This window comes from Corallococcus interemptor (assembly GCF_003668875.1).
GTDB classification, from domain to species: domain Bacteria; phylum Myxococcota; class Myxococcia; order Myxococcales; family Myxococcaceae; genus Corallococcus; species Corallococcus interemptor.
On the sequence record NZ_RAWM01000083.1, the window covers coordinates 1 to 25975 of the forward strand.

Sequence of the window (25975 nt, forward strand, 5' to 3'; positions counted from 1 at the left end):
TGAGCGGGGGGGCACCGCGGGTCGGGGGGCACGACCTCTGGCCGTGGGACTGTCCCCCGGGTCCTCCGGGGTGGGCAACGGAGAATTCCAGGCGAGTCATTCCACCTGGCGGCGCGGTCCGCTTCGTCGCCTTGACGCGGGGCGGCCAGGGCGCCGGACCTGGGGAGTCCGGGGAATAGCACGCGCGCCAGCGTGTCCAGACATCCGGAATCCTTGTCCAAAGTCTGTCGGACGTGCCGGGTCACCCGGGGTCGGTGCGGCCCGTGGGACGTCCCGCGTAGCGGGGAATCGTGAACACTCACATCGGCCGCGGGTCGCAATGCTCACTTCCCGCCTTGACGCTGCGAGGAATTTCTTTAAAGAATGCACGCACGTCCTCTTCTTCTTGGAAGATGGCGTATGTACCGGGCCTCGCGTTCCCCAACCGCGGAACCGGTGCGTGACGTCCCAGTTGAGCCCCGCGCGCCGCGTTCCCCCTCTCGGCGCGCGGTGGCCCCTGGGACTTCCACCCCGCTCCACGCTCCTCATCAGGTCCCCTCGAGGCTTCGAGTGTCCACGTCCGCCTTCGTCCTGCCCGTCTCGCTGGCCCTGCAACTGCTTACGTCCGCGGCGCCGCCGTCCCCCCAGAACACCGCCACCGCTCCGTCCCAGGAGCCCGCGCCCAGGTCCCCGGCCACCTCGTCGGTGAAGGCCGTGCCCCCGGCCGTGACGAAGCTGACCGCCGCGCAGCAGGCCACGGCGGCGAAGCTGATGGGGCCCGCGCTCTCGGAGGGCCACGCGTACGCGCGGCTGGCGGAGCTGACGGACGGCATCGGGCCGCGCCTGTCCGGCTCCGAGTCCGCGGAGGCCGCGGTGCAGTGGGCCCTGCGCGCCTTCAAGGAGGACGGGGTGAAGGCGTGGAAGGAGCCGGTGAAGGTGCCGCACTGGGTGCGCGGCGAGGAGCACGGCGAAATCCTCGCCTCGGAGCGCACGCGCGGCCTGCCCCTGGCGCTGCTGGCCCTGGGCGGCAGCGCGCCCACTCCGCCGGAGGGCATCACGGCGGAGGTGGTGGAGGTGGGCTCCCTGGAGGAGCTGGCGGCGCTGGGCGACAAGGTGAAGGGCCGCATCGTGTTCTTCAACCACACCATGTCGGAGGCGGCGGACTACGGCCGCTTCGCGGGGCTGCGGGGCCGGGGTCCGGCGGCGGCAGCGAAGCAGGGCGCGGTGGCCGCGCTGGTGCGCTCGCTGGCCACGGCGTCGCTGCGCTCCCCGCACACCGGCTCCACGCGCTTCGATGAAGGCGGCCCGCGCCTGCCCGCGGCGGCGGTGTCGGTGGAGGACGCGCTCACGCTGCACCGGATGCTCCAGGGCGGGGCGGTGAAGGTGCGCCTGGTGCTGGGGTGCTCGGACCTGCCGGACGCGGACTCGTCCAACGTGGTGGCGGAGGTGCGCGGCCGCGAGAAGCCGGACGAGGTGGTGCTCCTGGGCGCCCACCTGGACTCGTGGGACGTGGGCACGGGCGCGCACGACGACGGCGCGGGCGTGGTGATGGTGATGGAGGCCGCGCGGCTCATCGCCAGATTGCCCCAGGCGCCCCGGCGCACGGTGCGCGTGGTGCTGTTCATGAACGAGGAGAACGGCCTGCGCGGAGGCCGCGCGTACGCGGAGGCGCACGCGAAGGAGCTGCCCAAGCACGTGGCCGCCATCGAGATGGACGCGGGCGGCGGGCGTCCCCTGGGCGTGAGCCTGCACGCGGGGCCGGGCGGTGAGGCCCTGATGCGTCCGTGGCTGGCGCCGCTGGAGGGGCTGGGGGCCGCGAAGTTCCTGGTGGGCCACGCGACGGGCGCGGACCTGAGCCCCATGGAGCCCGCGCGCGTGCCCTTCGTGGGCGTGCGGGTGGACAGCAGCCGCTACTTCGACGTGCACCACTCCATGGCGGACACGCTGGACAAGGTGGACCCGCAGGACCTGTCGCGCAGCACCGCCGCGGTGACGTGGATGGCGTACGCGCTGGCGGAGTCGCCGGGCCTGCTCGCGCGCCCCACCGCGCCGGAGTCGGACACGCCGCCCCCGCCAAAGAAGTAGGGCGTGCTCAAGCCTTGCGCGGTCTGCCCTGCCGCAGCGGCAGCTCCGGCAACAGCAGCGTGACGAACAGGGCCGCCAGCGCGACGAAGATGGCGAAGCGGTACACCGCCATCGTCGCGCGGGTGAAGGACTCCTTGAGCGCGCGCTCCACGCGGTCCACGGTGGAGAGCGCGCGGGCCTCGTCCGCGTCCACGCGCGCGCGGGCCTCGGGGCCTTCACCCAAGGCCTGACGCCGCTCCTCGGCGAAGCCCTCGCGCAGCTTCGCCTTCACCTGCTCCGGGTGGAACCGCTGGCCCTGCGGCGCGCCTTCCCCTCCGCCCAGGCTCCCGGGGGCCGACGCGTGCAGTTCCTGCCGCACGTCCGCGGGCAGTCCGTGCGTGGCCTGCTGCGTGCGCGACTGCATCTCCCGCCCCAGCGTTCCCGCGAACACGGTGCCCAGCAGCGCCACGCCCACCGTCATGCCCAGCTGCCGGAAGAACGTCGTCGCGGACGTGGCCACGCCAATGCGCTGGGGCGGCACGGAGTTCTGCACCGCCACGGTGTAGAGCGGGATGGACGGGCCCAGCCCCAGGCCCACCAGCACCATCTTCACCGTGACCTCCGCCTGGCTGGAGTCGGGCGTCAGCGTGAAGGCCATCACCGCGAAGCCGCCCATGAGGAACACCAGCGCCCCCACCATCAGCGCCTTGTAGCGGCCCATCCGCGACACCAGCTGCCCGGACAGCACGTTGCCCGCCACCACGCCCAGCGTCAGCGGCGTGAGCGTCAGCCCGGAGTGCGTCGCGGACAGCCCCACCACGTTCACCATGAACAGCGGCAGGAACGTGACGGACGCCAGGAACACCGCGCCAATGATGAACACCGCCGCGTTGCCCGCGGAGAACGCGCGCAGGCGGAACAGCGACGGCTCCAGCAGCGGCTCCTTCGCCCGGCGCTCGCGCCACACGAACAGCCCCAGCCCCACCGCCGACAGCGTGAACAACCCCAGGATGGGCGCGGAGCCCCACGCGAACCCGCCCGCCCGGGGTGTCTTCTCGCCATGGCCCAGGCTGAGCGCCAGGAGCAGCGGCACCACGCCCACCGCCAGCGCCACCGCGCCCGGGATATCCAGCTTCCCGCCGTGCACGCCCTCCGGCTTGAGCGGCGGCATGCGCAGGAAGATGAGCGCCAGCGCCAGCGCGCCCACCGGCAGGTTGATGAAGAACACCCAGTGCCAGCCCAATGTGTCGGTGATGAAGCCGCCGGCCAGCGGGCCAATGACGCTGGACAGGCCGAACACCGCGCCGAACAGGCCCTGGTATTTGCCCCGGTCGCGAGGCGGGAACAGGTCCGCCACCACCGCCAGCGACCCGGTGAAGAGCGCCGCGCTGCCCAGCCCCTGCACCGCTCGGCAGAGGATGAGCACCAGCGTGGAGCGGGCCGCGCCGCACAGGAAGCTGCCGGTGAGGAACACGGCGATGCCCGCCACCAGCACCGCGCGGCGGCCCAGCAGGTCGGACAGCTTGCCCCACACCGGCACCATCATCGTGGACGCCACCAGGTACGCGGTGGTGAGCCACGGGTAGTGCTCCGGCGCGATGCGCAGGTCCGCCTGGATGGTGGGCCCCGCCGTCGCGACGATGGTCTGGTCCAGCGCCGCCAGCAGCAGCCCCAGCAGCGCCCCCGCCAGGGTGAAGGCCTTCTGGGAGCGGCTGAACCGCTCGGAGGCCGGCGCGGCGCGGGAGTCCAGGGCGGTGTCGGCGGCGGTGTCGGCCATGGCTCGGGCACGCGACGCGTGCGTTCGCGCGAATCTGGGGACGGCGGCCGGGGAGGGCCATCTCCGCCTGCCCGGCTGCTCTCCTTCCGGAAGGCAATGCGCCCCCGGAAGAGCCGTTCATCCAGCAAGGGCCATTCGGTGAACAGGCCCCGTGGCCCTATCCTGCGCCCCCTTCATGCCGGACGCCGGACACATCCAGGACGCGTCCCGCCGAGGAGTGAACATGCGGATCCGTGGAGCGCTGACCCTCGCCGGGGTGTTGTTGCTGACGGCGGGTTGCAAGGACGACCCGAAACCCCAGCCCGACGCGGGGGTCCCGGACGCGGGCTCGCAAGACGACGCGGGCTCGCAAGACGACGCCGGCACCGCCGGGCCCACCCTCTCGGAGACGCCCCGCTGGGAGGTGCAGGGGGACGGGCTGGAGCCAAAGGAGTGCTTTGGCCGCGGCGTGGCGCTGGGCGACGTCAACGGCGATGGCCGCAAGGACCTGGTGGTGATTTCGCCGCCGTGCACCAGCGGCCCCACCAACCCCGGACGCGTGATGGTGTACCCCGGAGAGGGGTCCTCCTTCTCCAGGACGCCCGTCATCTCCAAGCTGTCGTGGGTGCATCCCAGCCCGCGCACGTCGGGCTACCAGATGACGGTGAGCACGGGCGACGTGGACGGGGACGCGTACGCGGACGTGCTGGTGAAGAGCTACTACGGCGTCAGCGTCTACAAGGGCGGGCCGGACCTGTCCCAGGTGTTCGCGCAGCCGCTGTTCCGCGCGCCGGACTCCTCGACCATGCGCTTCGCCATCGCGCGGCTGCTGGACCTGGATGGAGACGGGCTGGACGACCTCGCCGTCTCCACCTTCAGCGGCAGCACCACCCTCTACCGCGCGACGCCGGGCGGGGCGGAGGGGCCCTTCACCAACGTGCGCGTGCTGTCCGGCTACGCGCAGCCCGCCGGAGACACGGACGGGGACGGCGCCCAGGACCTGTTCATCCCCCTCTACGACGAGGAGAACGGCCAGGGCCTCTTCCTGGGCTGCAAGGCGGGCAGCTCGCGCGTCTGTGATGGACCGCTCACCACGCAGCCGGTGTGGAAGGGCACGGCGGAGAGCATGAGGGGGATTGCGGACCTGAACGGGGACGGCCGCCCGGAGGCGCTCGCGTCGCTGAGGGGCAGCCAGCGCCTGCACCTGTCGGACGCCTCCGTCCAGGGCTACTCCGCCACGCCCGCGTGGACGCTGATGGACGACCCGGCCTTCCCCATCGTGGCCGCCCAGAGCGCCACGGTGGGCGCCATGGCGGCGGGCAGCATGGGTCACGACTTCGTGCTCGCCTCGCTGGGGCGCGTGTACCTCTTCCGCCCGACGCAGGATGTGTCCGGTCCGCTGGCGCCGGTGTGGTCGTGGCCGCGCGCCAACCGCCTCCTGCCCCAGACGATGCTGGGCTTCGCCATGCCCTCCGTGGCCAGCCCCGGCGACCTGGACGGGGACGGGTACGACGACCTGGTGGTGGGCCTGCCGCAGGAGACCGACGGCACCCGAGCCCCGGGCCGGGTGCGGGTGTACGGCGGCGGCGCGGTGCCGGACTCGGCGGAGCCTCCGCCCGCGCTGATGCCCACGAAGACGTGCAACCTCCAGGTGGATCCGGTGAACGGCAAGCCGGACCTCACGGTGGACCGGGACGTCATCGCGCGCACGCTCTACATCGAGCGTCGCTCCTTCGCGGCGGACGCCTGCGAGGTGCGTGAAGGCTGCGTGCCCGCGGGCGGCGAGCGGCGCCTGCTGCGCTTCACCACCTCCATCATGAACATGGGCACCGCGCCCGCGGTGGTGCCTTCCCCGCAGGAGCGCCCGGACCTCTTCGTCTACGACGAGTGCCACCAGCACGACCACCTGGTGAACTTCGCCGGCTATGACCTCAAGGACGCCTCCGGCAACTCCATGTCCGTGGGGCGCAAGCAGGGCTTCTACATGGTGGACTTCACCCAGTACTGCGCGGACGGCACCGCGTTAGCCTGGTACGACCCGGGCACGGGCATCTCGCCGGGCTGGTCGGACGTCTACACCGCGGACACGGCCTGCCAGTGGCTGGACGTCACGGACACCCCGGACGGGGACTACACCGTGCGGGTGGGCGTGGATGAGAACCACATCATCGACGAACTCGACGCGCTCCCCAACGAGGCCACCGTCAAGGTGCGCCTCAAGGGGGACACCGTGACCGTGCTGCCCTGAAGCGAAGACCGCGCATCGTTTCATCGTGAAGAGGCTCACTTCGGGACAGGGCCGGTGGAAGGCCGGTCCATTCCCGGGGGCACGACACGATGCGGATGCGATTGGCGGGGGCTTGCGCGGTGGTGGGACTCCTGTCCCTGACGGGCTGCAAGGACGACCCGAAACCCCAGCCGGACGCGGGCACGGTGGATGACGGAGGCACCTCCGTCAGTCCCACCCTCTCCGAAACGCCGCGCTGGCAGGTGACCGGCGACGGCGTGAACCCCAAGGAATGCTTCGGCCGCACCGTGGCGCTGGGCGACGTCAACGGCGACGGGCGCAAGGACCTGCTGGTGTCCTCCGCGCCCTGCTCGAGCGTCCAGAGGGAGCCCGGCCGCGTGATGGTGTTCGCGGGCGAGGCGCGCGACTTCTCGAAGACGCCCGTCACCACGACGCTGACGTGGGTGCACCCCAGCCCCCTCGCCTCCAGCTACAAGATGACGGTGAGCACGGGCGACATCGACGGGGACGCGTACGCGGACGTGCTCGTCGCCACCTCCTTCGGCGTCAGCGTGTTCAAGGGCGGGCCGGACCTGTCCCAGGTGCTGACGCAGCCGCTGTTCCGAGCGCCGGACGCCGCCACCCTGCGCTTCAGCGGCGCGCAGCTGCTGGACCTGGATGGGGACGGGAGGGCGGAGCTCGCCGTCGCCACGTCGCCCGGCAGCAACCTCACCGTGTACCGGGCAACACCGGGCGCACCGGAGGGGGCCTTCACCGCCGTGCGCACGCTGACGGGCGTCCCCGTCCCCGCGGGCGACGCCGACGGGGACGGGGTCCAGGACCTGGCCGTGACCCACGCCGACGCCACGGTGGACCTCTACCTGGGGTGCAAGGCGGGCAGCGCTCGCGTCTGTGAAGGGCCGCTCACGGCGCAGCCCGTGTGGACCGGAGAGGCCGAGTCCTTCGCCGCGCTGCCCGACCTGAACGGAGACGGCCGCGCGGAGGCGCTCCTGTTCCTGAACGGCAGCCAGCGCCTGCACCTGTCCGACGCCGCCGCCCCGGGCTACTCGCCACAAATCACCTGGCAGGCCATGGACGACGCGGCCTTCCCCCTCTTCGGACAGTCCTTCCTCACGTTCAGCAAGACCGTCGTCCCCGTGGGCGCCATGGTGGAGGGCGGCGCGGGCCACGACTTCGCCATCGGCGCCATCGGCCGCGCGTACCTCTTCCGCCCCACCGCGAACGTGTCCGGTCCGCTGGAGCCGGTGTGGGCGTGGCCGCGCGCCAACCGGCTCGACCTCCGCACGTCGCTGGGCACCGACTACCTGGGCATGGCCTCCGCGGGCGACCTGGACGGAGACGGGTATGACGACCTGGTGGTGGGCGCGTCCCGGGGCCTCAGCGGCACGCCCGCGGGAAGCGAGGGCACGCCCGCCCCGGGCCGGGTGATGGTGTTCGGCGGCGGCGCGGTGCCGGATTCGCAAGAGCCCGCGCCCGCCCTGGCGCCCACGAAGACGTGCAACCTCCAGGTGGATCCGGTCAACGGCAAGCCGGACCTGACGGTGGACCGGGACGTGCTCGCGCGCACGCTCTACATCGACCGGCGCTCCTTCACGGCGGACTCGTGCGAGGTGCGCGAGGGCTGCGTCCCCGCGGGCGGCGAGCGGCGCCTTTTGCGCTTCACCACCTCCATCGTGAACATGGGCACGGCCCCGCTGGTGGTGCCTTCACCCGAAGAGCGGCCGGACCTCTTCGTCTACGACGAGTGCCACGACCACCACCACCTGACGAACTTCGCCGGCTACGACCTCAAGGACGCGTCCGGCAACTCCATGTCCGTGGGGCGCAAGCAGGGCTTCTACATGATCGACTTCACCCAGCAGTGCGCGGACGGCACCCCGTTCGCCGCGTACGACCCGGGCACGGGCATCTCGCCCGGCTGGTCGGACGTCTACACCGCGGACCTGCCCTGCCAGTGGCTGGACGTCACCGACACCCCGGACGGCGACTACACCGTGCGGGTGGGCGTGGACGAGAACCACATCGTGGACGAGGCCGGCACGCTGCCCAACGAGGTCACCGTCAAGGTGCGCCTGACCGGTGACACGGTGACCGTGCTGCCCTGAAACAGGGAAAACCCCGGGTGAAACGGGCGTCCGGTGAAGGCCGCGTGCAATGGGCGGCCCTCCTGGGCGTAGAGTGCCTGACGCGGCCCGTCCGCCGGGGACCCTTCCCGGTGCGCCAGGCCGCGCGGCTTCCAGCGTGAAGGGGTGGTTTCGTGAACTTCCGGGTCGACGTGTGGGAGGGTGCGCGCATCGCGCTGACCTCGCTGCGCTCCAACCGGCTGCGGACGGTGCTGACCACGGTGGGCATTGGCGTGGGCGTGTGCACGCTGCTGGCCATCGTCGGCATCATCCAGGGGTTGAACAGCTCCTTCGCCGACCAGCTCAACAAGATCGGCTCCAACACGCTCCAGGTGTCCAAGTTCCCCTGGGTGATGAACGGGGACTGGTGGGCGTACCGCAACCGCAAGACGCTCTCGCTGGACCTGGTGGACCCGCTGCGCAACGCCTCCGAGCACGTGGTCGCGGTGGCCCCCATGATGTTCGTCAACGCGGAGGTGTCCTTCCAGAACCGGAAGCTCGCCTCCGTGCAGACCATGGGCACCAGCCCTGACTACGCCATGACGTCCTCGGTGGAGATGGGCCAGGGGCGCTTCCTCACGCAGGCGGACGTGGACAACCGCTCCGCCGTCGTCGTGATTGGCGCGGAGATCGGCAAGGTGCTCTTCCCGGGCATCAACCCCGTGGGCCACCGCATCCTCGTGGACCGCCGCCCCTACCGCATCGCGGGCGTCATCGTGGAGCGCGGCACGCTCCTGGGGCAGAACGTGGACCTGGTGGTGATGCTGCCCTACACCGCGTTCCAGGGACACTTCGGCACCCAGCGCGACGTGACCCTGGTGCTCGCGGTGGACCAGCAGGAGAACGTCCCCCGCGTGCAGGACCGGCTCACGGAGACGCTGCGCCGGGAGCGCAACACCAAGCCCGGCGCGCCGGACGACTTCGCCATCAACCGGCCGGATCAGCTGGCCAACATGTACAAGCAGCTCACCGGCGCGCTCTACGGCGCCGCCACGGGCGTGGGGCTCATCACCCTGCTCGTGGGCGGCATCGGCATCATGAACATCATGCTGGTGTCCGTGCGCGAGCGGACGCGCGAGATCGGCGTCCGGCGGGCGCTGGGCGCGCGCAAGCACACCATCATCCTCCAGTTCCTCATGGAGGCGGCCAGCGTGTCCGCGGTGGGCGGCGCCATGGGCACCGCGGTGGGCATGGGGCTCGCGTGGCTGGTGAACTACCTCACGCCCCTGGCGGCGGCGGTGCAGCCGCTGACGGTGGTGCTGGGCGTGGGCTTCTCCGCGGTGGTGGGCCTGTTGTTCGGCATCTGGCCGGCGGCGCGCGCCGCGAACCTGGACCCCGTGGAGGCGCTCCGCCACGACTAGGCGGGAGCGGGAGACTCGACCATGTGGATGGCTTTCTGGGACACGGTGCGGCTGGCGTTCGGCACGTTCCGCTCCAACCCCCTGCGCTCCTTCCTGACGCTCCTGGGCATCGTCATCGGCGTCACCACCGTGGTGTCCATGATGGCCCTCATCGAGGGCCTGCGGAACCAGGTGAACGACCAGATGTCGGAGCTGGGCAGCGACTGCTTCCAGGTGCAGCGGCTGCCCTTCGGCCAGGGCGAGCTGTCCATCGCGGAGCTCGCGCGCCGGCCGCGCTTCACCTACGCGGACCTGGACGCCATCCGCACGCAGCCCTCCATCTCGCAGGCCGCGGGTGAGGACTCCAAGGGTGGCCAGAAGGCCTCCACCTCCGACCGCGAGTCGCGCCCCAACGTGAACGTCTGGGCCGGCACGGCGGAGTACTTCAACACCAACTCGGTGAGCCTGGAGACGGGGCGTCCCTTCACCGACGCGGAGTTCGTGGACAGCCGGCGCGTGGCGGTGATTGGCCAGGACCTGGCGGACACGCTGTGGCCCGGCCTGGACCCCCTGGGCCGCGAGTTCCGCCTCCTGGGCCGCACCTTCCAGGTGGTGGGCACGCTCAAGCGCCGGGGCGGGTTCCTGGGCGGCGGCAGCCAGGACAACCAGGCCATGATTCCGCTGTCCACCTTCGCGTCCATGTTCGGCGTGCGCGACTTCCGCATCAGCATCCAGGCGAAGTCCCCGGAGGTGCTCCAGCGCGCGCAGGATGAGGTGACGCTGCTCATGCGCCGCCGCCACGGGCTCAAGCCGGACGAACCGGACGACTTCTTCCTCTACAACAACGCCTCCGCCACGCAGATGTTCAACAACCTGTCCTCGGCGGTGAGCGCGGCCAGCTTCGGCGTGTGCATCCTGTCGCTGCTCGTGGGCGGCATCGGCATCCTGAACATCATGCTCGTCGCCGTGACGGAGCGGACGCGGGAGATTGGCATCCGCAAGGCGCTGGGCGCCAAGCGCTACCGCATCCTCGCGCAGTTCGCGCTGGAGGCCGTGGTGCTGTCGCTGGTGGGCGGCGCCGTGGGCGTGGCGCTGGGCGTGGGCCTGGCGCACCTGGCGCGCTGGATGATCCACCTGCCCACGGAGGTCCCCATGTGGTCCGTCATCGTGTCGCTGGTGATGAGCTGTGGCGTGGGGCTGGCGTTCGGCATCTACCCGGCCGCGCGCGCCGCGAAGCTGGACCCCGTGGAGGCGATGCGCACGGAGTAGCGCGCACGCTTCTTCGCATGAAGAAGGCCCCGTCCCGGCATGAAGCGGGAGGGGCCTTTTTCACATCACGGTCGTGTCCGGCCCGGGACTACGGGCAGGGGTACGTACAGGTGATCTGCCCGGTGATGGGGTTCTTGAAACACGTGGGCGTGCAGTCCTGCGCGTCGGCGGAGGACGGCGTGGCGGCGATGCCCAGGCCCATCACGGTGGCGGCGGCGGCGAGGACGAAGGCGATGCGACGGACGTTCTTGCGAGCCTGCATGGTGTCGTCTCCCTACGTTGTGTTGGCGCTGCACGGAGCACTCTAGGGACCGGGACTGACAACACCACTGGCGAGTTTGCAGGCACGCGCGCACGCGCGGAGGGCGGGGCGCCAGGGCGCCGCACGCGGGAAGAAAATTGAAACGCCGGTGCGGCGAAACGATGCGTCACGGCCTGGGAGTGGGGGTGCGGCTCCACTGGTAGCCCACCGTCGCGCCCGTGCCGATGAGCGAGAACGCGAGGTAGCGGCGCACGAAGTCCAGCCGCTCGCTGCTGCCGGCCAGGTGCTTCAAGCCTTCATGCGCGGCGAGGCCCAGCAGCATTCCCACGGTCGCGCCGCCGAGCGCGCCCAGGTACGCGTGGCCGCGGTCCTGGCTGTCGTTGAACGCGACCTCGCCCATGCCCCACGTGCCCAGCGCGGCGATGGGCGGCGTGACGACCATGGCCGCGCCGAACGCGCCCACCTCCAGCTCCATCCACCGGCCTTGCGGATAGGAGGGATGCACGAAGAGGAAGCGCCCTGGAAGTGACGCGAGCACGGTGCCCGCGGCGGCCTCGGCTGCGGTGGCGCCCAGGCGCGTGTCGCCGCCCACGCGGGTCGCGGCCCAGACGGCGCCCAGGGGCAGCAGCGTGACCCCGCCATGCGCGGCCCACGTGCCGGCGGACAACGGCGCCTCCGTGTCGGGCTCGCCGTGCGGAATGAAGGGCCGCAGCGGACGCGGCGGCACCGCGGGTGGCGGAGGCTCCGTGCCCAGGAGCGGCGCATCCAGGACGGTGGGCGTCAAAGGAGGCGGAGGAGGCTCGGGCTGCGCCGGTGAGACAGGTGAAACATCCTCCGGGGGCGGCACGTCCTGCATCCACACGGAGGCCCCCGCGGCCGGTGCCCCCAGCAGGCCCAGCAACAGGAGCGCCCCGCGCGCTGGTGCCATCTCCCGCTGCCCCATGCCGTGTCCGTCCTCCCCGCGAGTCCGCACCCAGCAGTGCGCACGCGGCGCGTCCAGCACCACCGGGCTCTCGTGCGACGGGGCTCAACCGTCAGCGGGTGGACGGTGTCCCTGTCCATCGATGTGCTTCCGCGACTCCGGGACACACGGTGGATGCGGAAGGGCGGGGGCTGCCCTAGCTTTGCGGCCGTGCGGCTGGTCTGGCCCATCCTGCTCGCCCTGCTCGCCGCGGGGTGTCCCTACCCGAACCACCGACAGGACCTGCGCCTGCGCGCGCTGCCGGAGGACCCGGCGGAACGGGACCTCGCCATCGAGCAGACGCTGGGCATCCCGATGGAGCCCGGCAACGCCGCGGAGCTGGTGCAGAACGGCCAGGTCTTCGACGTCATCGAGGAGGAGATCCGCGCTGCCCGCTCCAGCATCCACATCGCCAGCTACATCTGGCGTCCGGGCATCCCGTCGGACCGGCTGCTCATCGCGCTGCGCGAGCGGGCTCCCGGCGTGCAGTGCCGGGTCATCGTGGATCCGCTGGGCAGCGTGAACTTCGAGGTCGTGGCCCCGGTGCTCGCGGACGCGGGCTGCGACGTGCGCATCTACCGGCCCTATCAGGGCGCGGTGACGTCGCTGGATGCCGTGCGGATCCGCGCGCGCATGCACCGCAAGATGGTCATCCGCGACGGCGAGGCCGCGCTGACGGGCGGCTTCGGCATCTGGCGCAGCTGGCTGGGCAACGGCGACGCGCCGGAGACCTGGCGGGACACCAACGTGCGGGTGCGAGGCCCCGCCGTTCGAGGCTTCCAGCTGGCCTTCGCGCAGAACTGGCAGGAGTCCGGCGGTCCCTTCCTGCCCCCGGAGTCCTTCCCGGACCTCGCGCCCGCGGGCAACGCGCGCGCCGTCTTCGTCGCCAGCACCGGCCACCGGTTCCTCTCGGATGCGTCGAAGATGTGGCTCTTGTCCATCGCCGCCGCGAAGCACCGGCTGTGGATCGCCAACTCGTACTTCATCCCGTCGGAAGCCATCAGCGACATGCTCATCCTCAAGGCGCGCGAGGGCGTGGACGTGCGGGTGCTGGTGCCCGGCCGCTACCACGACGTGAAGCCCGTGTACAACGCGCAGCGGGCGTCCTACGCGCGGCTGTTGGAGGCCGGCGTGCGCATCTACGAGTACGAGATCTCGATGATGCATTCCAAGACGCTGGTCGCGGACGACACGCTGTGCGTCGTGGGCTCCACGAACATGGATCCGCTGGCGCTCAGTCACACCGACGAGGGCTCGGTGATGGTGGAGGATCCGGTGCTGGCGGAGGAGCTGGCGAAGGCCTTCGAGCAGGACCTCACGCACTCGGCGGAGGTCCACTGGCACGGCTGGAAGCGGCGGGGCCTGCTTCAGAAGCTGGCCGAGCAGCTCCCGGGGCTCATCGGCGACTTCCTGTGATGCCTTGAAGCCAGGCCCTCGGTTGGCTGCCTGACGGGCTGACAGGGGATGCCCTGTGCGGGAAGGCAGCCAGGGCCGGGTCGCGTTGGTCTCTTCATGCCTTCGATTCGACCGTTCCTTGCCGCGCTGTTGTCGCTGACCGTGGGCCTGCCGGTGTTCGCGGCCGGGCCCGCCGTGTGGGGCGAGGGGATGATGGTGAAGGTGCGGCCGGGGACCGCCGCAAGGAGCGCCACCGAGGTGCGCCTCACCGCCGCGCGCAACGAGTTCGTCTCCTTCCAGGTGGCCCTGCACGGAGGTGACACGGGGCTCGAGGGCGTGCGCGCGAAGCTGCCCGCGCTGGAGGGGCCCGCTACGCTGAAGGGTCCGGACGTGACGCTGTACCGCGAGGCGCTGGTCACCACGAAGCAGGCATCGGTGGCGGGAGAGCCGGTGGGCGCGTGGCCGGACGGGCTGGTGCCGGACACGGATGAGATCGCCGGTGAGACGCGGAGCGCCTTTCCCTTCGACGTGCCGGCGAAGGAGGCGCGAGCCCTCTGGGTGGACGTGCACGTGCCCGCCGGCGCGCCGCCCGGCGACTACGTGGGGACGGTGATGGTGGAGGCGGACGGAGGCTTCCAGCGGCAGGTGACGGCGAGGCTGACGGTGGTGGACGCGGCGCTGCCGAGCACGTCCTCGCTGTCCTCGGCGTTCCTGCTCTGGCCGCCGCACGTGTGCCGGGCGCACACGGGCCGCGAGGACTGCACGCCGGAGGAGCTGCAGCCGCTGCTCGCGCGCTACCAGCGGATGGCCTTGGAGCACCGCTTCACGCTGTCCAGCCTCTTCCCGCGCAAGCCGTGGCCGCCGGAGTGGAGCGGCTTCGACGCGACGTGGGGACCGTACCTGGAGGGCACGGCGCCCAACCGGTTGCAGGGCGCGCGGATGACGAGCCTGGAGTACGTGGGTCCGCTCGACGCGGCGAACCTGAAGAACTTCACGGCGCACATGAAGGCGAAGGGCTGGCTGGACCGCGCCTATGTGCAGCTGGGGGACGAACCGCCCTACGGCACGACCTTCCCGCAGGTGCACGCGAACGGAGACCTGGTGCGCCAGGCGGCGCCCGGGCTGCGCACGATGCTGACGACGAACTCGCGCGAGCTGAGGGCCAACACGCTGGAGGACCAGGTGGACGTGGCGGTGCCACTGGTGAACCACCTGGACGGAACGGAAGCGAGCTTCCGGGGCGACCAGCGCGGGACGTACACGGACTTCCTGAAGCGTCCGGGAACTGAATTGTGGATGTATCAGAGCTGCATGAGCCACGGCTGTGCGTATGGGACCAACGCGCCGGAGAACAAGCCGGGCGCGGGCTGGCCGTCGTACATGCTGGACCGGTCGGCGGCGAAGGCGCGAGCGATGGAGTGGGTGACGTTCCTGCAGGGCGCGACGGGCGAGCTCTACTACCAGACGGTGGGCATGCTCTCCACGGCGTGGGAGGACCAGTACCGCTTCAACGGCAACGGGGACGGGACGCTCTTCTATCCGGGCACGCCGAAAGCCATTGGAGGAAAGACAGACGTGCCGGTGGCGTCGCTGCGGCTCAAGCTCATCCGTCAGGGCATGCAGGACTACGAATGGCTCAAGGCGGTGAGTGACGCGGGAGACCCGGACTACGCGCGCAAGGTGGCCAGGGACCTGATCCCCGCCGCGTCGCGGGTAACGGACGACGGCGCCGCCTTCGACGCGGCAAGGCTCAAGCTCATCCAGCGCTACGAAGAGCTGACCGCCACTCCGACGCCGGACGCGGGAACGCAGCAGCCGGATGCAGGCACGCAGACGCCGACGGACGGAGGCACGCTGCCCCTGCCGGAGGAGGCCGCGGGAGGACCGTCGAGGGGCTCGCCCGGCTCCAGCTCCGATGTGGCACCGGACGCGGTGGCCGACGCCCAGGCAGGAGGCTGCACCACGGGCGGCGGTGGCACGGCAACGGTCGCGGGAGGCCTGTTGTTCGCGGGCTGGGCGCTCGGAGGCATGCGCCGTCAGCGAGCCCGCGTGACCGTACCCGCGCGGAAGAAGTAGCCACAGGGACGGCAGGCGAATCGCGCACGCCTGCCGCAACGCGCCAGGAAGGGGCCTCCCTGCCGGAGGCACACCGCGAAAACCTGTCCGACAGTCGGACAGGTTTTGGAGCATCGCGTCCCGGGCGCCCGGTCGGGGTCGCCAGGTCGGACCCATGTCGGACAGGGGAGGTACAACCCTGGCTGCCTGCCTGGAAGCGCCGCTCAAGGTCCGCGCCGTCATGCTAGAGGGCGGCGCATGAGCACGGACGTGGTGAAGCGAGCCGTCATCCGCGAGGCGCGGCCCGAGGACGACCAGGCGATTGGCGAGCTGTTGGTGGAGGCCTACGTCACGCAGTACGCGAAGAAGCTGCCGGAGGTCGTCTACTCCGCCGAGCGCAAGGCGTTCCTGCGCGACGTCGCCTCCCGGCGCAAGGTGTGCACCATGCTGGTGGCGGAGGTGGACGGAGAAGTCGCCGGCACCGTGGCCCTGTACCCGCCCGAAGCGCCCGGCACCGAAGCCTGGCTGCCCCGCACGGCGGACCTGCGCGCCCTGGCCACCTCGGTGCGCTACCACGGCCAGGGCCTGGCCCAGCCGCTGCTGGCGGAGGCGGAGGTCCTCGCGAAGCGCTGGGGCGTGGACGCCATCTCCCTCCACGTCCGCCGGGGCGCGGAGGGCGTCGCGCGCATGTACCAGCGCCGCGGCTACCAGCGGACGCCGGAAGGCGACATGGACCGCCTCCCGGACGTGTTCCTGGAGGCGTACCTGCTGCCCCTGAAGTGACGCATGTCAGGCGGGAACGCGTTCAACCGTGGAGAGCGCATCCCGTCTGACGCCGGAGGGTCCGCGAACGCTCGCATGACCCGGGCACCGGAGGGGATCACGCGCCGGAGTCGTGGCGTGCGTCCTGCCCCGGAAGGGGCGCCGGTCGGTACGCCGACCCCCCACCCGGTGTTCCCATCATGATGATTCCCATTCCCGAGCAGTCGCTCGTGTTGCTCCTGGGCCCCTCCGGCTCCGGCAAGTCCACCCTCGCCAACGCGCACTTCCTCCCGGAAGACGTGCTGCCCGGCACGGGCAATGAAACCAGGCTCCACGAAGAGGTGGCGCGAAGGCTCGCCAGGGGCACGCTCACCGTCATCGACGGAGTGCCCCTGAGCGCCGAGTCGCGCCGCCACTACGTCACCCTGGCGCGCGAGCACCACGTCGCCCTGGTCGCGGTGGCCCTGGACACGCCGGAGGCGCTCTGTCTGGAGCGAAACCGCACGCGCACCGGTGCGCACGCCAGTCCCAAGGCCCTGCGCAACCAGGTGCAGCAGCTCCAGAACGCGCTGAAGGGGCTGACGAAGGAAGGCATCCGGCACGTGCACGTGCTCACGCCGGAAACCGTCGGAGCGGTGGCCTTCGAGCACCGCCCGCTGCCCAGCCGCCGCCACGACGAGCACGGCCCCTTCGACATCATCGGAGACATCCACGGCTGCTTCACGGAGCTGCGGTCCCTGCTGACGGAGCTGGGCTTCACGGTCGCGCCGCGAGCGGACGGAAGCCCCGGCTTCGACGTGGCCACGCCCGCCGGCCGCAAGGTCGTCTTCCTGGGCGACCTGGTGGACCGCGGTCCCGGCGTGACGGACGTGCTGCGCCTGGTGATGGGCATGGTCGAGGCAGGCACGGCGCTGTGCGTGCCGGGCAACCACGAGTTCAAGCTGCTCAAGAAGCTGCGTGGCAAGGACGTGCGCGTGGGGCGCGGCCTCGCGATGACGCTGGAGCAGCTGGAGCGAGAGCCGCCCGGGTTCTCCCAGGCGGTCGCCGACTTCATCGAGGCCCGCTCGCCGCACTACGTCCTGGACGACGGCCGCCTGGTGGCCGCGCACGCGGGCCTGAAGGCGCCCATGCACGGCCGGGACACCCCGGAGGTGCGTGACTTCGCCCTCTACGGAGAAACCACGGGCGAAGCGGACGCCTACGGCCTGCCGGTGCGAGCCGACTGGGCTCGCGACTACCAGGGGCAGGCCATGGTCGTGTACGGCCACACCCCCGTACCGGAGTCCGAGTGGGTGAACAACACCGTCTGCGTGGACACGGGCTGTGTCTTCGGAGGCAAGCTGACCGCGCTGCGCTATCCGGAGCGTGAGTTCGTCTCCGTGCCCGCGCAGCACGAATACTGGGCCTCACGGAGCCACGCGGCCCCGTGAGGCTGCTCAGGCCGCCACCGCCGTGACGCCCTCCAGGCTCCGGCGCGCGGCGTCCATGCAGTCCGCCAGGAAGCGCAGGTAGCAATCCAGCCCGCGCGAACCGAACGACGCCAGCCGAGGGCCCTCCTCGGGGTGGGTGCCCAGAAGCCCCTCCATCATCCGCTCATTGAGCGCGGTGTGGCCCACGTCCACCTCCGCGTGCTCTCGCAGGAAGGTGAGCGAGTCCAGCGTCTCCTGTCCCACCACTTCGCGCACGCGCGCCAGGATGCGCGGCACCAGCACCACCGCCAGGTAGCCCACCTCGTACTCGATGGCCGCCTGGCCCAGCGGCAGGTCGCCGGTGATGGCCTCGTCGTGCACCTGCCGGTACTCGCGCATCGCGGCCGTGGGCGCCTGGGCCACCAGCGCATCCGCGTCCAGCTTCCGCGAGTGGCCCGCGTTCCACCGCGCCGTCAGCACGCGCGCGTCCGCGATGGTCATCAGGTGGTGGCCGGCCTCGTGCTTCGCGTGGGTGATGAGCTGACGGCCCACCTTCTCCTGCCCCAGCGCGATGCAGCGCTCACCCGCGCCACGGATCCACCCGTCCACGGGCTCGGTCATGTACGCGCCCCGGGCGGACCACTCGATGAGGAAGCGCGCCATCAGGTCCGGCGAGATGTCCGGCGACAGGAGCTCGCGCACGACGGGCTCCGTGTCCAGGCGGGCGCGGGTGGGCAGGGCGTGCGGCAGGTAGTGCGTCTGGATGAGGGTCATGACAGTTCCTTCTGGGGGTGGAAGTGCGGACGGGGGGCCGTCTGCTCGTGGATGTGTTCAAGGAATCCGGAAGCGAGGTCCGAGGGGATGAGCCACAAGGCGGGCTTCGCGTCGGGCGCCGCGTCATGCAGGCCCGCGGCCTCCACGTCGCCGGGCTCCTCGGCCAGGAAGGTGAAGACGTCGCGGAAGCGCTGCGCGAACCAGCTGCGCGCGCCGTCCATCAGCGCCGGGTAGGCCAGCCGCGCTCGCGGTGACAGCGCGAACAGCCGCACGGAGTCCAGCAGCCCGAAGGGATTGGTCCCCGGCGGCCCCGACTCCAGGATGGCCACGGCCACCGGCTTCGCGCCTTCCCGGGCGACCAGCAGGTGCCGCTCACGCTCCAGGCCCACCGCCTGCCACGCCCGCGTCACGTCCCGCAAGGTCCAGCGTGTCCAGGTGCAGGTCCAGCGCCTCGGCGTAGGGGGCAGGGCGGGTGAGGGCGATGCGCTCCACCAGCAGCCGCCGCTCCTCCTCCGTCGCGGGCCCCAGCTCCAGGCCTGGCACGGACGAAGCCGGCGCATCGCCGCACTCGACGTCAATCATTCGCATGGGCAACAGCAGCGTCCGGCCCGTCGCCGCCATGCGCTCGGCGAACCCAACGTGCGAGCGATACGTGAAGGGCACGGTGGATTCGACGTACGCCGCGAACCACCGGAACCCGGGGTCCCGCTGCGCGTGCTCCACGCAGTGCGCGTACAGGTCGCGCAGCATCTGGCCCTTGAGGCGCTCGAACCGCGTGGCGTCCTGACGCCGCGCCAGCTGGTGCACCATCCACACGGAGCGGTAGGGCTTCATCGTGGAGAGGGTCGCCTCCACGCCGCGCTCTGAAGGCCACACCACCTCGGTGAGGACCGAGCCCATCGAACCGGCCCGGCGGCCCAGCTCGATGAAGCTCCGCCGCCGCGACTCGAAGTCCTCCACGGACCGGCCCGCCAGGTTGAAGTAGCCGGAGTCGATGAACAGCCGCCATTGCTCCTCCACCCGCGCGCCGTCGGTGCACGTCGTCGGGTGGAGCGCCCGGGCCACCAATGCCTGCCATCGCTCCGTGTCCACGGAGGTCAGCGGCGTCACGAGCAGCCCGCACTGGAGCTCTCCATCCGCGCGGTCCGACACATGGCGCACCTCCCCGCGCAGCGACAGGACCTCACCCGCCGCCGTGCGCAGCTCGATGGGCTGGAGCACGCGGCCCGGTGACAGGCGTTCCCCGGCCCCCAGCCGCAGCGCCATCCCATGCAGGGACACGTCCACCGCGTCGCGCTCCCGGCCCAGCCAGCCCGGCAATGGCAGACGCAAGCGCAGGTCCGGAGGCGCGGGAGCACGCCGGTGGGCCCGGCGGCGCAGCTGGAGCAACTGACGCGGCAGCGGCGTTACCCACGTCCCAGGCTCCGCGGGCTCACCGGACAGGAGCATCCGGTAGACGCAGCCATGGCCGAACACCTCCACCTCCCACGCATCCGTGCCTGGATCCACCGTCAGCCCGGACCAGTGGAGGACTCCGCTTTCCAGCTCCAGCGTCTCCAGCCGCAGCGGCGACGACGCGCTCCCCCGTCGCAAGAGGGCGGGAGAGCCCAGCGCGGCGGCGGTGGCGAGGATGATGCGGATGCGCTCGGAGTCGGTGATGTCCCACCGGATCTCCCATTCCAGGACCGGTGCCTCGGACAACGGGCGCAGCTGTGCGCGAGCGAAAGGCGCTCCCACGGTGACTCTCCAGATGAATGACGTCGGGGGGTGCGCGAATCACCCGGGACTGCCGTGGCTCCGCGCTTGAAATGGATACGCAACCAGACCCTGGGGCTGGTCGTTCCATTCCGCCGGAAGCCCTCATCATCCAGAGGTCACGGGTGGGTTTACTTCGATGGAGCCGGCCCCGGCGTACCCCCCGTGAGGCGGAAGATCCGGTGGGGAGAAAGGACGAACTTCCGCTCCGGGCCCTGGGTGCGCAGGGTCCACGCCGCGCGCTGGGGCAGGGTGTTGAGCAGCCTCGCCAGTACGACCCGGGCGGGCTCCCGGGTCACGGCTTCCAGAGTGACCCGGGTCTCCAGCCGCAGTCCGGTCGTCTTCCCCAGCTCGACCTGCGTGCCGCTCTGCTTTGTCACCTCCGCGCAGAGGCGTTGCAGCACCTCTCCCAGGGGGCGCTCCTGACGGGGCAGGGTGATGGGGGTCTCCAGCGGAGAGCCCTGCTCGGGGGTGATGTGCCAGAGCCCTCCGGCCTGCACCAGCCGGAAGCGAGGAGCGTCCTTCCCGGCCTGTCGCGCGAGCAGTCGCGTGAGGACCTCCTCCTGGAGCTTCGAATCCGTCCGGGTGGCATCCGTGACGGTATAGGTCAGGAGGATGGACCCCTTCGGCGAGGGCTGGCCGGGCGGCTCCTCATAGGTGATGCCCCACCCCTCGCGGGTCTCCAGCTGCTTCACCGCGGCGGCGAGCGGCTGGGGCACGTCCTGGACGCTGAGCTGGACCTCCTCGCTCCAGACAGTCCTCCCGGCAAGGCAGACAGACAGCAGCATGGCGGCGCGAATCCCAGACTTCATGATGGACAGGGGCATGGCCTGACTCCTTTGGAGTGAAATCTTTAGCATTGCCAATGAAGCGATTGCTGACTGTCGTTGCCTCGATGTGCATGCTGCTGGGTTCCACGCCCGCCCTCGCGGAGGACTCGGGGCCGGCGCTCCGGAGCGGGACGTCCTCCCGCGAAGCGCTCCTGGAGGACATCGAGCCCTGCGCGGACTCGTGGTCCATCGCGGACTGAGGCCGCGCTTCCCGGCCACCCGGAGTGCGTCCGCCGGACACTTCCCCCTCACGCCAAGGCACTGAAAACAAGAAACCTCCTGGGTCTCATGTGACAGGAGGGTGCCCCCGGGGTGGGAAACGTGCGGACGCCCCGAGTCGGGCTTACCCTGCGAGGCCCATGTCCCTCCGCAAGGACTTCATCGAGCGCGCCGTCGAGCAGTTCGCCGCCGCCATCGCCAGCATCCTCAAGGCCCGGAAGGAGAAGCGGTACGGGGACGCACGCAACCACATCCGCGAGACGGCGCTCACCGTGCTGGGCATGGAGTACGGCGCGCTCACCCTCGCGGACGCCGAGTCCACCTCGCGCCTGCTCGGCACCGCCTCGCGCACGCGAATGCTCGCGAAGCTGGTGCGCGAGGACGGCGAGTTGATGCGCGAGCAGGGAGATCCGCTCACCGCCGACTCACGCTTCCTTCTGTCGCTGGAGCTGTACCTGGAGGCCATCTCGCTCGGCCTCAACCCGGACACCGAGGACGCCACCGCCATCGCGGAGCTGCGCGCCCTCACGGACACCACCACCCTGTCGGAGCGGCACCAGCGGATGCTCTCCCAGGCCTGACGAAGCGCGGCGCGCACGTCCGCGCACCCAAGCATCGGTCGGGTTTGCGACACAGCAACCTGGGGAGATCCATCGCTTCCGATCAAGCGAGGACACGGTGACGCCCCCCGCCTTGCCCTGGCTTCCGGCTTTGCGTCTATCCTTGCCGGCCAATTCGTCACGCAACACCGGGGGGGTGCGCGCGTGTCCTTTGTTCGGTTACCCGAGAGCGTCGTCTCTTGTCGCAACCTCGTGGGCGGAGAGTGGGTCTCTCCGGCCGGAGCGTCCGCGCAGGAGGTCCGCAGTCCCTACACAGGCACGCTCATCGGCCGGGTGCCGCTGACGCCCGCCTCCGGTGTCGCCCAGGCGGTGGAGGCCGCGAAGGCCGCCGCGCCGGGCTGGCGAGCCACCCCGCTGCGAGAGCGCACCCAATTCCTGCAACGCTTCCGCGCGCTGCTCGAAACCCACCTGGAACGCCTCGCGCACCTGGCCGCGAGCGAATCCGGCAAGACCGTGGCGGAAGGGCGCGCGGGCCTGCTCAAGGGAATCGAGGTCTGTGATTTCGCCCTGTCGCTGCAGAACCTGGACAGCGGCGCGCACCTGGAGGTGAGCCGCGGCGTCACCTGCGAATACCGCCGCGAGCCCCTGGGCGTCGTCGCCGGCATCACGCCCTTCAACTTCCCCGCGATGGTGCCCCTGTGGCTGTTCCCCATCGCCGTCACGGTGGGCAACGCCTTCATCCTCAAGCCGTCGGAGAAGGTGCCGCTCACCGCGACCGCGCTGGGTGAGCTGATGGTGGAGGCCGGCTATCCGCCCGGCGTCTTCTCCGTCGTGCACGGCGCGAAGCCCGCGGTGGACGCGCTGTTGGAGCACCCGGACGTGAAGGCGCTGGCCTTCGTGGGCTCATCCCCGGTCGCACGGCACGTCTACGTGGAGGGCAGCCGCCACGGCAAGCGCGTGCTGGCGCTGGGCGGCGCGAAGAACCACCTCATCGTCGTTCCGGACGCGGATCCGGAGCTCACGCCGCAGGCGGTGGTGGACTCGTTCACCGGCTGCGCGGGCCAGCGCTGCATGGCGGCCAGCGTGATGCTCGCGGTGGGGGACGTGCAGCCGCTGGTGGACGACATCCTCCGGCGCGCCTCGCGCCTGGAGGCCGGCCCGGGCATGGGAGCGCTCATCGACCGGGGCGCGGTGGACCGGCTGGAGACGGCCATCGCCAGGGCCCAGGCGGACGGAGCGCGCGTGCTGCTGGACGGGCGCGGCAAGCGCCCCGCGGGCGAGGCCTACGCGAACGGCCACTGGCTGGGGCCCACGGTGCTGGACCACGTGCGCCCGGACATGGAGGCCGCGCGGCGCGAGCTGTTCGGCCCGGTGCTGTCCATCGTGCGGGTGCCCACGCTGTCGGCGGCGCTCGCGGTGGAGAACGCGTCGCCCTATGGGAACGCGGCGTCCATCTTCACCACCAACGGCGCGGTGGCCCAGTCGGTGGTCGAGGGCGCCCGGGCCGGCATGGTGGGCGTGAATGTCGGCGTGCCGGTGCCGCGTGAGCCCTTCTCCTTCGGGGGCACGGGCGAATCGAAGTTCGGCCACGGGGACATCACCGGCCCGTCGAGCCTCGACTTCTGGAGCCAGTTGAAGAAGGTGACGCGCAAGTGGTCCGCGCGCACCGACGGCTCCTGGATGAGCTGACGAAACGCCGCTTCGCCCCATCCGCAGACGTCTGTCCTTTCCCACGCGCCCCGCGAGGAGGGTGCACGCCATGGCTGACAAGAAGCCGGTCAATCACATCCGTCTTACGTCCCATCCCGATGGTCAGGCCCCCGGAGTCCCCCTGCGCTGGGGGGAATCGGAGCCGCTGCGCCGGGGTCCGGTGGTGGCCACGCTCTCCGACCCCGCGAACCGCAACGTCATCGGCACGCACTCGGGCGCGTACTCCATCTACCGGGCGCTGGCGGTGTCCGCGGGCAAGCTGCCGCAGGACCACAAGGCGGACCTGACCAACACCTCGCCCGCGGCGCAGGTGGGCCCGTATCCGAAGTGGAGCGACCCCAAGCGCATCGTGTCGCTGGACCCCTGGGGCGCGGTGGCCTCGCAGGTGTTCCGCGCCTACGCCGAGCAGGGCGTGGACTACCGGCCCACCATCGCCGTCACCCGGGCCCACATCAACATGCCGGAGGTGCGCGAGGCCATCGCCTCCGGGCGCCTCAAGGTGGACGGCGACCTGGTGGCGGCCAACGGGGACGTGAAGGTGGTGAAGGCCGCGGTGGAGCCCGTCTGGTACCTGCCTGGCATCGCCGAGCGCTTCGGCCTCACGGAGGGCGCGCTGCGCCGCGGCCTCTTCGAGCACACCGGAGGCATGTACCCGGAGCTCATCACCCGCCCGGACCTGCACGTCTTCCTGCCGCCCATCGGCGGGCTGACGCTGTATGTGTTTGGGAACATCGCCTCGCTGGCGGACCGGGACGTGCCGCTGGCGGCGCGGGTGCATGACGAGTGCAACGGCTCGGACGTCTTCGGCAGCGACATCTGCACCTGCCGGCCCTACCTGGTGCACGGCATCGAGGAGGGCGTGCGGATGGCGCAGCAGGGCGGGGTGGGGCTCATCGTCTACCACCGCAAGGAGGGCCGCGCGCTGGGCGAGGTGACCAAGTTCCTCGTCTACAACGCGCGCAAGCGCCAGGAGGGCGGAGACTCCGCGGCCACGTACTTCCACCGCACGGAGTGCGTGGCGGGCGTGCAGGACATGCGCTTCCAGGAGCTGATGCCGGACGTGCTGCACTGGCTGGGCATCACGCGCATCCACCGCTTCATCTCCATGAGCGACATGAAGCACGACGCCATCGTGCGCTCGGGCATTGAAATCCTCGAACGCGTCCCCATCCCGGACGGGCTGATTCCGGCCGACGCCAGGGTGGAGATGGAGGCGAAGAAGGCGGCGGGCTACTTCACGCGCGGGCCGGTGGCGGACGCGGGGGCGCTGGCGCAGGTGAAGGGACGGGACCTCGATGCTTGACGCGATCCGGGTGCAGGAGGTGTCCCCCACGGTGGCGTGGCTGCGCAGCCCGGCGGCCATCCGTGAGCGCTGTCACCAGGTGTTGGACCTGGGGCTCGCCGGACGTCTGGAGTACTTCCGGGTGGAACCGTCCCGGCTGCCCACGGTGGTGGACCGGGTGCTGGCGGTGACGCACGAGGCGTACCCCCGGCTGGACATCCCGGTGCACAGCCGCTGGAGGCACTTCGACGCGGGAGGCGTGCCCAGGCTCGCGCAGCTGGATGCGAGGCTGGCCTCCCTGCCGCCGCAGGAGCGCGCGCGGGCGAAGGTGGACCTGGGCGTGGTGAGCGTGCTCCTGGACGCGGGCAGCGGACCGGCGTGGCGCTACCAGGAGTCCGGGGGCGCGTCGTACGTGCGCTCGGAGGGGCTGGCGGTGGCGTCGCTGCGCATGTTCATGGCGGGCGCCTTCTCCTCCGACCCGGACCGGCCGCTGCGCGCGGACGCGGAGGCGCTGGGCCGCATGACGCGCGAGCAGTTGGAGCGAGGCTTCCAGGTGTCGGAGTCCAACCCGCTGCTCGGGGTGGAGGGCCGGCTGCATCTGCTACAGGCGCTGTCGCGGGTGCTGCCCAGGCCGGGCTCGCTGTTCGACATGCTGGCCGCGCACCGCCGCAGCGTGAGGGCCGCGGAGGTGCTGGGCACGGTGCTGGAGGTGCTGGGCCCCATCTGGCCGGGGCGCACGACGGTGGACGGCGTGAACCTGGGGGACGTGTGGCCGCATCCAGCGCTCGGGCCGCCGGGGAGCGCGGATGCGCTGGTGCCCTTCCACAAGTTGTCCCAGTGGTTGGCGTACTCGCTGGTGGAGCCCTTGGCGGAAGCGGGGGTGACGGTGACGGAGCTGGACGCGCTCACCGGTCTGCCGGAGTACCGCAACGGAGGCCTCTTCGTGGACCTGGGGGTGCTGGTGCCGCAGGACCCGCGCCTGACGACGGAGGCCTTCGCCCCGGGAGATCCGCCCATCGTGGAGTGGCGGGCGCTGACGGTGGCGCTGCTGGACCGCGTGGCCGCGCTGGTGCGGGGGCGTCTGGAATTGAGCGCGGAGGAGCTGCCTTTGGCGAAGGTGCTCCAGGGCGGCACGTGGACGGCGGGTCGCCGGGTGGCGGCGGAGCTGCGCCCTGGAGGCGTGCCCCCCATCCGGATCCGCAGTGACGGCACGGTGTTCTGA

General features: G+C 71.3%; 21 protein-coding genes. 14 read left to right on the forward strand and 7 right to left on the reverse strand.

The window, feature by feature from the left end; all coding sequences use genetic code 11:
• Positions 1 to 549 precede the first annotated feature (549 nt).
• Complete coding sequence (locus D7X96_RS25535) at positions 550 to 2064, forward strand: M20/M25/M40 family metallo-hydrolase (protein WP_121770950.1); 1515 nt, start codon at positions 550 to 552, stop codon at positions 2062 to 2064.
• Between the two features lie 7 nt (positions 2065 to 2071).
• Here the strand turns inward: D7X96_RS25535 and D7X96_RS25540 are convergent, their stop codons facing one another.
• Complete coding sequence (locus tag D7X96_RS25540; protein ID WP_121770951.1) at positions 2072 to 3820, reverse strand: MDR family MFS transporter; 1749 nt, start codon at positions 3818 to 3820, stop codon at positions 2072 to 2074.
• A 223-nt stretch (positions 3821 to 4043) separates the two neighbouring features.
• Here D7X96_RS25540 and D7X96_RS25545 point away from each other — a divergent pair, with 223 nt between their 5' ends.
• The 4 genes from D7X96_RS25545 (at position 4044) to D7X96_RS25560 (ending at position 10779) form a co-directional block, all read left to right on the forward strand.
• Entirely contained in the window at positions 4044 to 6047 is a 2004-nt protein-coding gene (locus D7X96_RS25545) for a lysyl oxidase family protein (protein ID WP_121770963.1), read from the forward strand.
• A gap of 89 nt (positions 6048 to 6136) precedes the next feature.
• Positions 6137 to 8152, forward strand: coding sequence for a lysyl oxidase family protein (locus tag D7X96_RS25550; protein WP_121770952.1), 2016 nt, complete (start codon positions 6137 to 6139; stop codon positions 8150 to 8152).
• A 152-nt stretch (positions 8153 to 8304) separates the two neighbouring features.
• Complete coding sequence (locus tag D7X96_RS25555; protein WP_120548763.1) at positions 8305 to 9531, forward strand: ABC transporter permease; 1227 nt, start codon at positions 8305 to 8307, stop codon at positions 9529 to 9531.
• A gap of 21 nt (positions 9532 to 9552) precedes the next feature.
• On the forward strand, positions 9553 to 10779 hold the full coding sequence (locus D7X96_RS25560) for an ABC transporter permease (protein ID WP_120548762.1): 1227 nt from the start codon (positions 9553 to 9555) through the stop codon (positions 10777 to 10779).
• Positions 10780 to 10867: 88 nt separating this feature from the next.
• Here the strand turns inward: D7X96_RS25560 and D7X96_RS40325 are convergent, their stop codons facing one another.
• Both D7X96_RS40325 and D7X96_RS25565 read right to left on the reverse strand, forming a co-directional pair.
• Positions 10868 to 11041 (reverse strand): hypothetical protein, encoded by a 174-nt coding sequence (locus D7X96_RS40325; RefSeq protein WP_014392946.1) that lies wholly within the window; start codon positions 11039 to 11041, stop codon positions 10868 to 10870.
• A 166-nt stretch (positions 11042 to 11207) separates the two neighbouring features.
• Positions 11208 to 11969, reverse strand: coding sequence for a hypothetical protein (locus tag D7X96_RS25565; RefSeq protein ID WP_147468396.1), 762 nt, complete (start codon positions 11967 to 11969; stop codon positions 11208 to 11210).
• A gap of 204 nt (positions 11970 to 12173) precedes the next feature.
• On the opposite strand from D7X96_RS25565, the gene D7X96_RS25570 reads away from it, so the two are divergent.
• The 4 genes from D7X96_RS25570 (at position 12174) to D7X96_RS25585 (ending at position 17644) form a co-directional block, all read left to right on the forward strand.
• The gene (locus D7X96_RS25570; RefSeq protein ID WP_121770953.1) at positions 12174 to 13418 is read left to right on the forward strand and encodes a phospholipase D-like domain-containing protein; all 1245 of its coding nucleotides are present in this window, start codon (positions 12174 to 12176) and stop codon (positions 13416 to 13418) included.
• Positions 13419 to 13514: 96 nt separating this feature from the next.
• Positions 13515 to 15473, forward strand: coding sequence for a DUF4091 domain-containing protein (locus D7X96_RS25575; RefSeq protein ID WP_121770954.1), 1959 nt, complete (start codon positions 13515 to 13517; stop codon positions 15471 to 15473).
• Positions 15474 to 15710: 237 nt separating this feature from the next.
• Positions 15711 to 16235 (forward strand): GNAT family N-acetyltransferase, encoded by a 525-nt coding sequence (locus D7X96_RS25580; RefSeq protein ID WP_120548758.1) that lies wholly within the window; start codon positions 15711 to 15713, stop codon positions 16233 to 16235.
• A gap of 179 nt (positions 16236 to 16414) precedes the next feature.
• Positions 16415 to 17644 (forward strand): AAA family ATPase, encoded by a 1230-nt coding sequence (locus tag D7X96_RS25585; RefSeq protein ID WP_121770955.1) that lies wholly within the window; start codon positions 16415 to 16417, stop codon positions 17642 to 17644.
• Positions 17645 to 17650: 6 nt separating this feature from the next.
• On the opposite strand, the gene D7X96_RS25590 is transcribed toward D7X96_RS25585, so the two are convergent.
• The 4 genes from D7X96_RS25590 to D7X96_RS25605 all read right to left on the reverse strand — a co-directional run bounded on the left by D7X96_RS25590 (position 17651) and on the right by D7X96_RS25605 (position 20979).
• Positions 17651 to 18397 carry a hypothetical protein gene (locus tag D7X96_RS25590; protein WP_121770956.1) on the reverse strand — a complete coding sequence of 249 codons (747 nt, stop codon included), beginning with the start codon at positions 18395 to 18397 and terminating at the stop codon, positions 17651 to 17653.
• The gene (locus D7X96_RS25595) at positions 18394 to 18807 is read right to left on the reverse strand and encodes a hypothetical protein (protein WP_121770957.1); all 414 of its coding nucleotides are present in this window, start codon (positions 18805 to 18807) and stop codon (positions 18394 to 18396) included. The genes D7X96_RS25590 and D7X96_RS25595 overlap by 4 nt, the downstream gene beginning before the upstream one ends.
• Positions 18770 to 20134: a PilZ domain-containing protein gene (locus tag D7X96_RS25600; RefSeq protein WP_147468397.1), complete on the reverse strand. Its 1365-nt coding sequence runs from the start codon at positions 20132 to 20134 to the stop codon at positions 18770 to 18772. Before D7X96_RS25600 ends, D7X96_RS25595 begins: the two co-directional genes overlap by 38 nt.
• Before the next feature lie 149 nt (positions 20135 to 20283).
• A complete protein-coding gene (locus tag D7X96_RS25605) occupies positions 20284 to 20979 on the reverse strand; it encodes a hypothetical protein (protein ID WP_120548754.1) in 696 nt (231 codons plus the stop codon).
• 74 nt (positions 20980 to 21053) lie between these two features.
• On the opposite strand from D7X96_RS25605, the gene D7X96_RS41550 reads away from it, so the two are divergent.
• The 5 genes from D7X96_RS41550 (at position 21054) to D7X96_RS25625 (ending at position 25975) form a co-directional block, all read left to right on the forward strand.
• Entirely contained in the window at positions 21054 to 21182 is a 129-nt protein-coding gene (locus D7X96_RS41550) for a hypothetical protein (protein WP_279637404.1), read from the forward strand.
• A 159-nt stretch (positions 21183 to 21341) separates the two neighbouring features.
• Positions 21342 to 21782 carry a hypothetical protein gene (locus D7X96_RS25610; RefSeq protein WP_120548753.1) on the forward strand — a complete coding sequence of 147 codons (441 nt, stop codon included), beginning with the start codon at positions 21342 to 21344 and terminating at the stop codon, positions 21780 to 21782.
• A gap of 183 nt (positions 21783 to 21965) precedes the next feature.
• Positions 21966 to 23450: a CoA-acylating methylmalonate-semialdehyde dehydrogenase gene (mmsA, locus tag D7X96_RS25615; protein ID WP_121770959.1), complete on the forward strand. Its 1485-nt coding sequence runs from the start codon at positions 21966 to 21968 to the stop codon at positions 23448 to 23450.
• 70 nt (positions 23451 to 23520) lie between these two features.
• Positions 23521 to 24774, forward strand: a complete 1254-nt coding sequence (locus D7X96_RS25620; RefSeq protein WP_121770960.1) for a GTP cyclohydrolase II — start codon at positions 23521 to 23523, stop codon at positions 24772 to 24774.
• The gene (locus D7X96_RS25625; RefSeq protein WP_120548750.1) at positions 24767 to 25975 is read left to right on the forward strand and encodes a URC4/urg3 family protein; all 1209 of its coding nucleotides are present in this window, start codon (positions 24767 to 24769) and stop codon (positions 25973 to 25975) included. Before D7X96_RS25620 ends, D7X96_RS25625 begins: the two co-directional genes overlap by 8 nt.

What these genes read in the sequence shown, in the direction of transcription:
- D7X96_RS25540 (WP_121770951.1), bottom strand. Translation starts at nt 3,820, where the DNA reads ATGGCCGACACCGCCGCCGACACCGCCCTGGACTCCCGCGCCGCGCCG.
- D7X96_RS25545 (WP_121770963.1), top strand. Translation starts at nt 4,044, where the DNA reads ATGCGGATCCGTGGAGCGCTGACCCTCGCCGGGGTGTTGTTGCTGACG.
- D7X96_RS25550 (WP_121770952.1), top strand. Translation starts at nt 6,137, where the DNA reads ATGCGGATGCGATTGGCGGGGGCTTGCGCGGTGGTGGGACTCCTGTCC.
- D7X96_RS25560 (WP_120548762.1), top strand. Translation starts at nt 9,553, where the DNA reads ATGTGGATGGCTTTCTGGGACACGGTGCGGCTGGCGTTCGGCACGTTC.
- D7X96_RS40325 (WP_014392946.1), bottom strand. Translation starts at nt 11,041, where the DNA reads ATGCAGGCTCGCAAGAACGTCCGTCGCATCGCCTTCGTCCTCGCCGCC.
- D7X96_RS25565 (WP_147468396.1), bottom strand. Translation starts at nt 11,969, where the DNA reads ATGGCACCAGCGCGCGGGGCGCTCCTGTTGCTGGGCCTGCTGGGGGCA.
- D7X96_RS25575 (WP_121770954.1), top strand. Translation starts at nt 13,515, where the DNA reads ATGCCTTCGATTCGACCGTTCCTTGCCGCGCTGTTGTCGCTGACCGTG.
- D7X96_RS25580 (WP_120548758.1), top strand. Translation starts at nt 15,711, where the DNA reads ATGAGCACGGACGTGGTGAAGCGAGCCGTCATCCGCGAGGCGCGGCCC.
- D7X96_RS25585 (WP_121770955.1), top strand. Translation starts at nt 16,415, where the DNA reads ATGATGATTCCCATTCCCGAGCAGTCGCTCGTGTTGCTCCTGGGCCCC.
- D7X96_RS25590 (WP_121770956.1), bottom strand. Translation starts at nt 18,397, where the DNA reads ATGACCCTCATCCAGACGCACTACCTGCCGCACGCCCTGCCCACCCGC.
- D7X96_RS25605 (WP_120548754.1), bottom strand. Translation starts at nt 20,979, where the DNA reads ATGCCCCTGTCCATCATGAAGTCTGGGATTCGCGCCGCCATGCTGCTG.
- D7X96_RS41550 (WP_279637404.1), top strand. Translation starts at nt 21,054, where the DNA reads ATGCTGCTGGGTTCCACGCCCGCCCTCGCGGAGGACTCGGGGCCGGCG.
- D7X96_RS25610 (WP_120548753.1), top strand. Translation starts at nt 21,342, where the DNA reads ATGTCCCTCCGCAAGGACTTCATCGAGCGCGCCGTCGAGCAGTTCGCC.
- D7X96_RS25620 (WP_121770960.1), top strand. Translation starts at nt 23,521, where the DNA reads ATGGCTGACAAGAAGCCGGTCAATCACATCCGTCTTACGTCCCATCCC.
- D7X96_RS25625 (WP_120548750.1), top strand. Translation starts at nt 24,767, where the DNA reads ATGCTTGACGCGATCCGGGTGCAGGAGGTGTCCCCCACGGTGGCGTGG.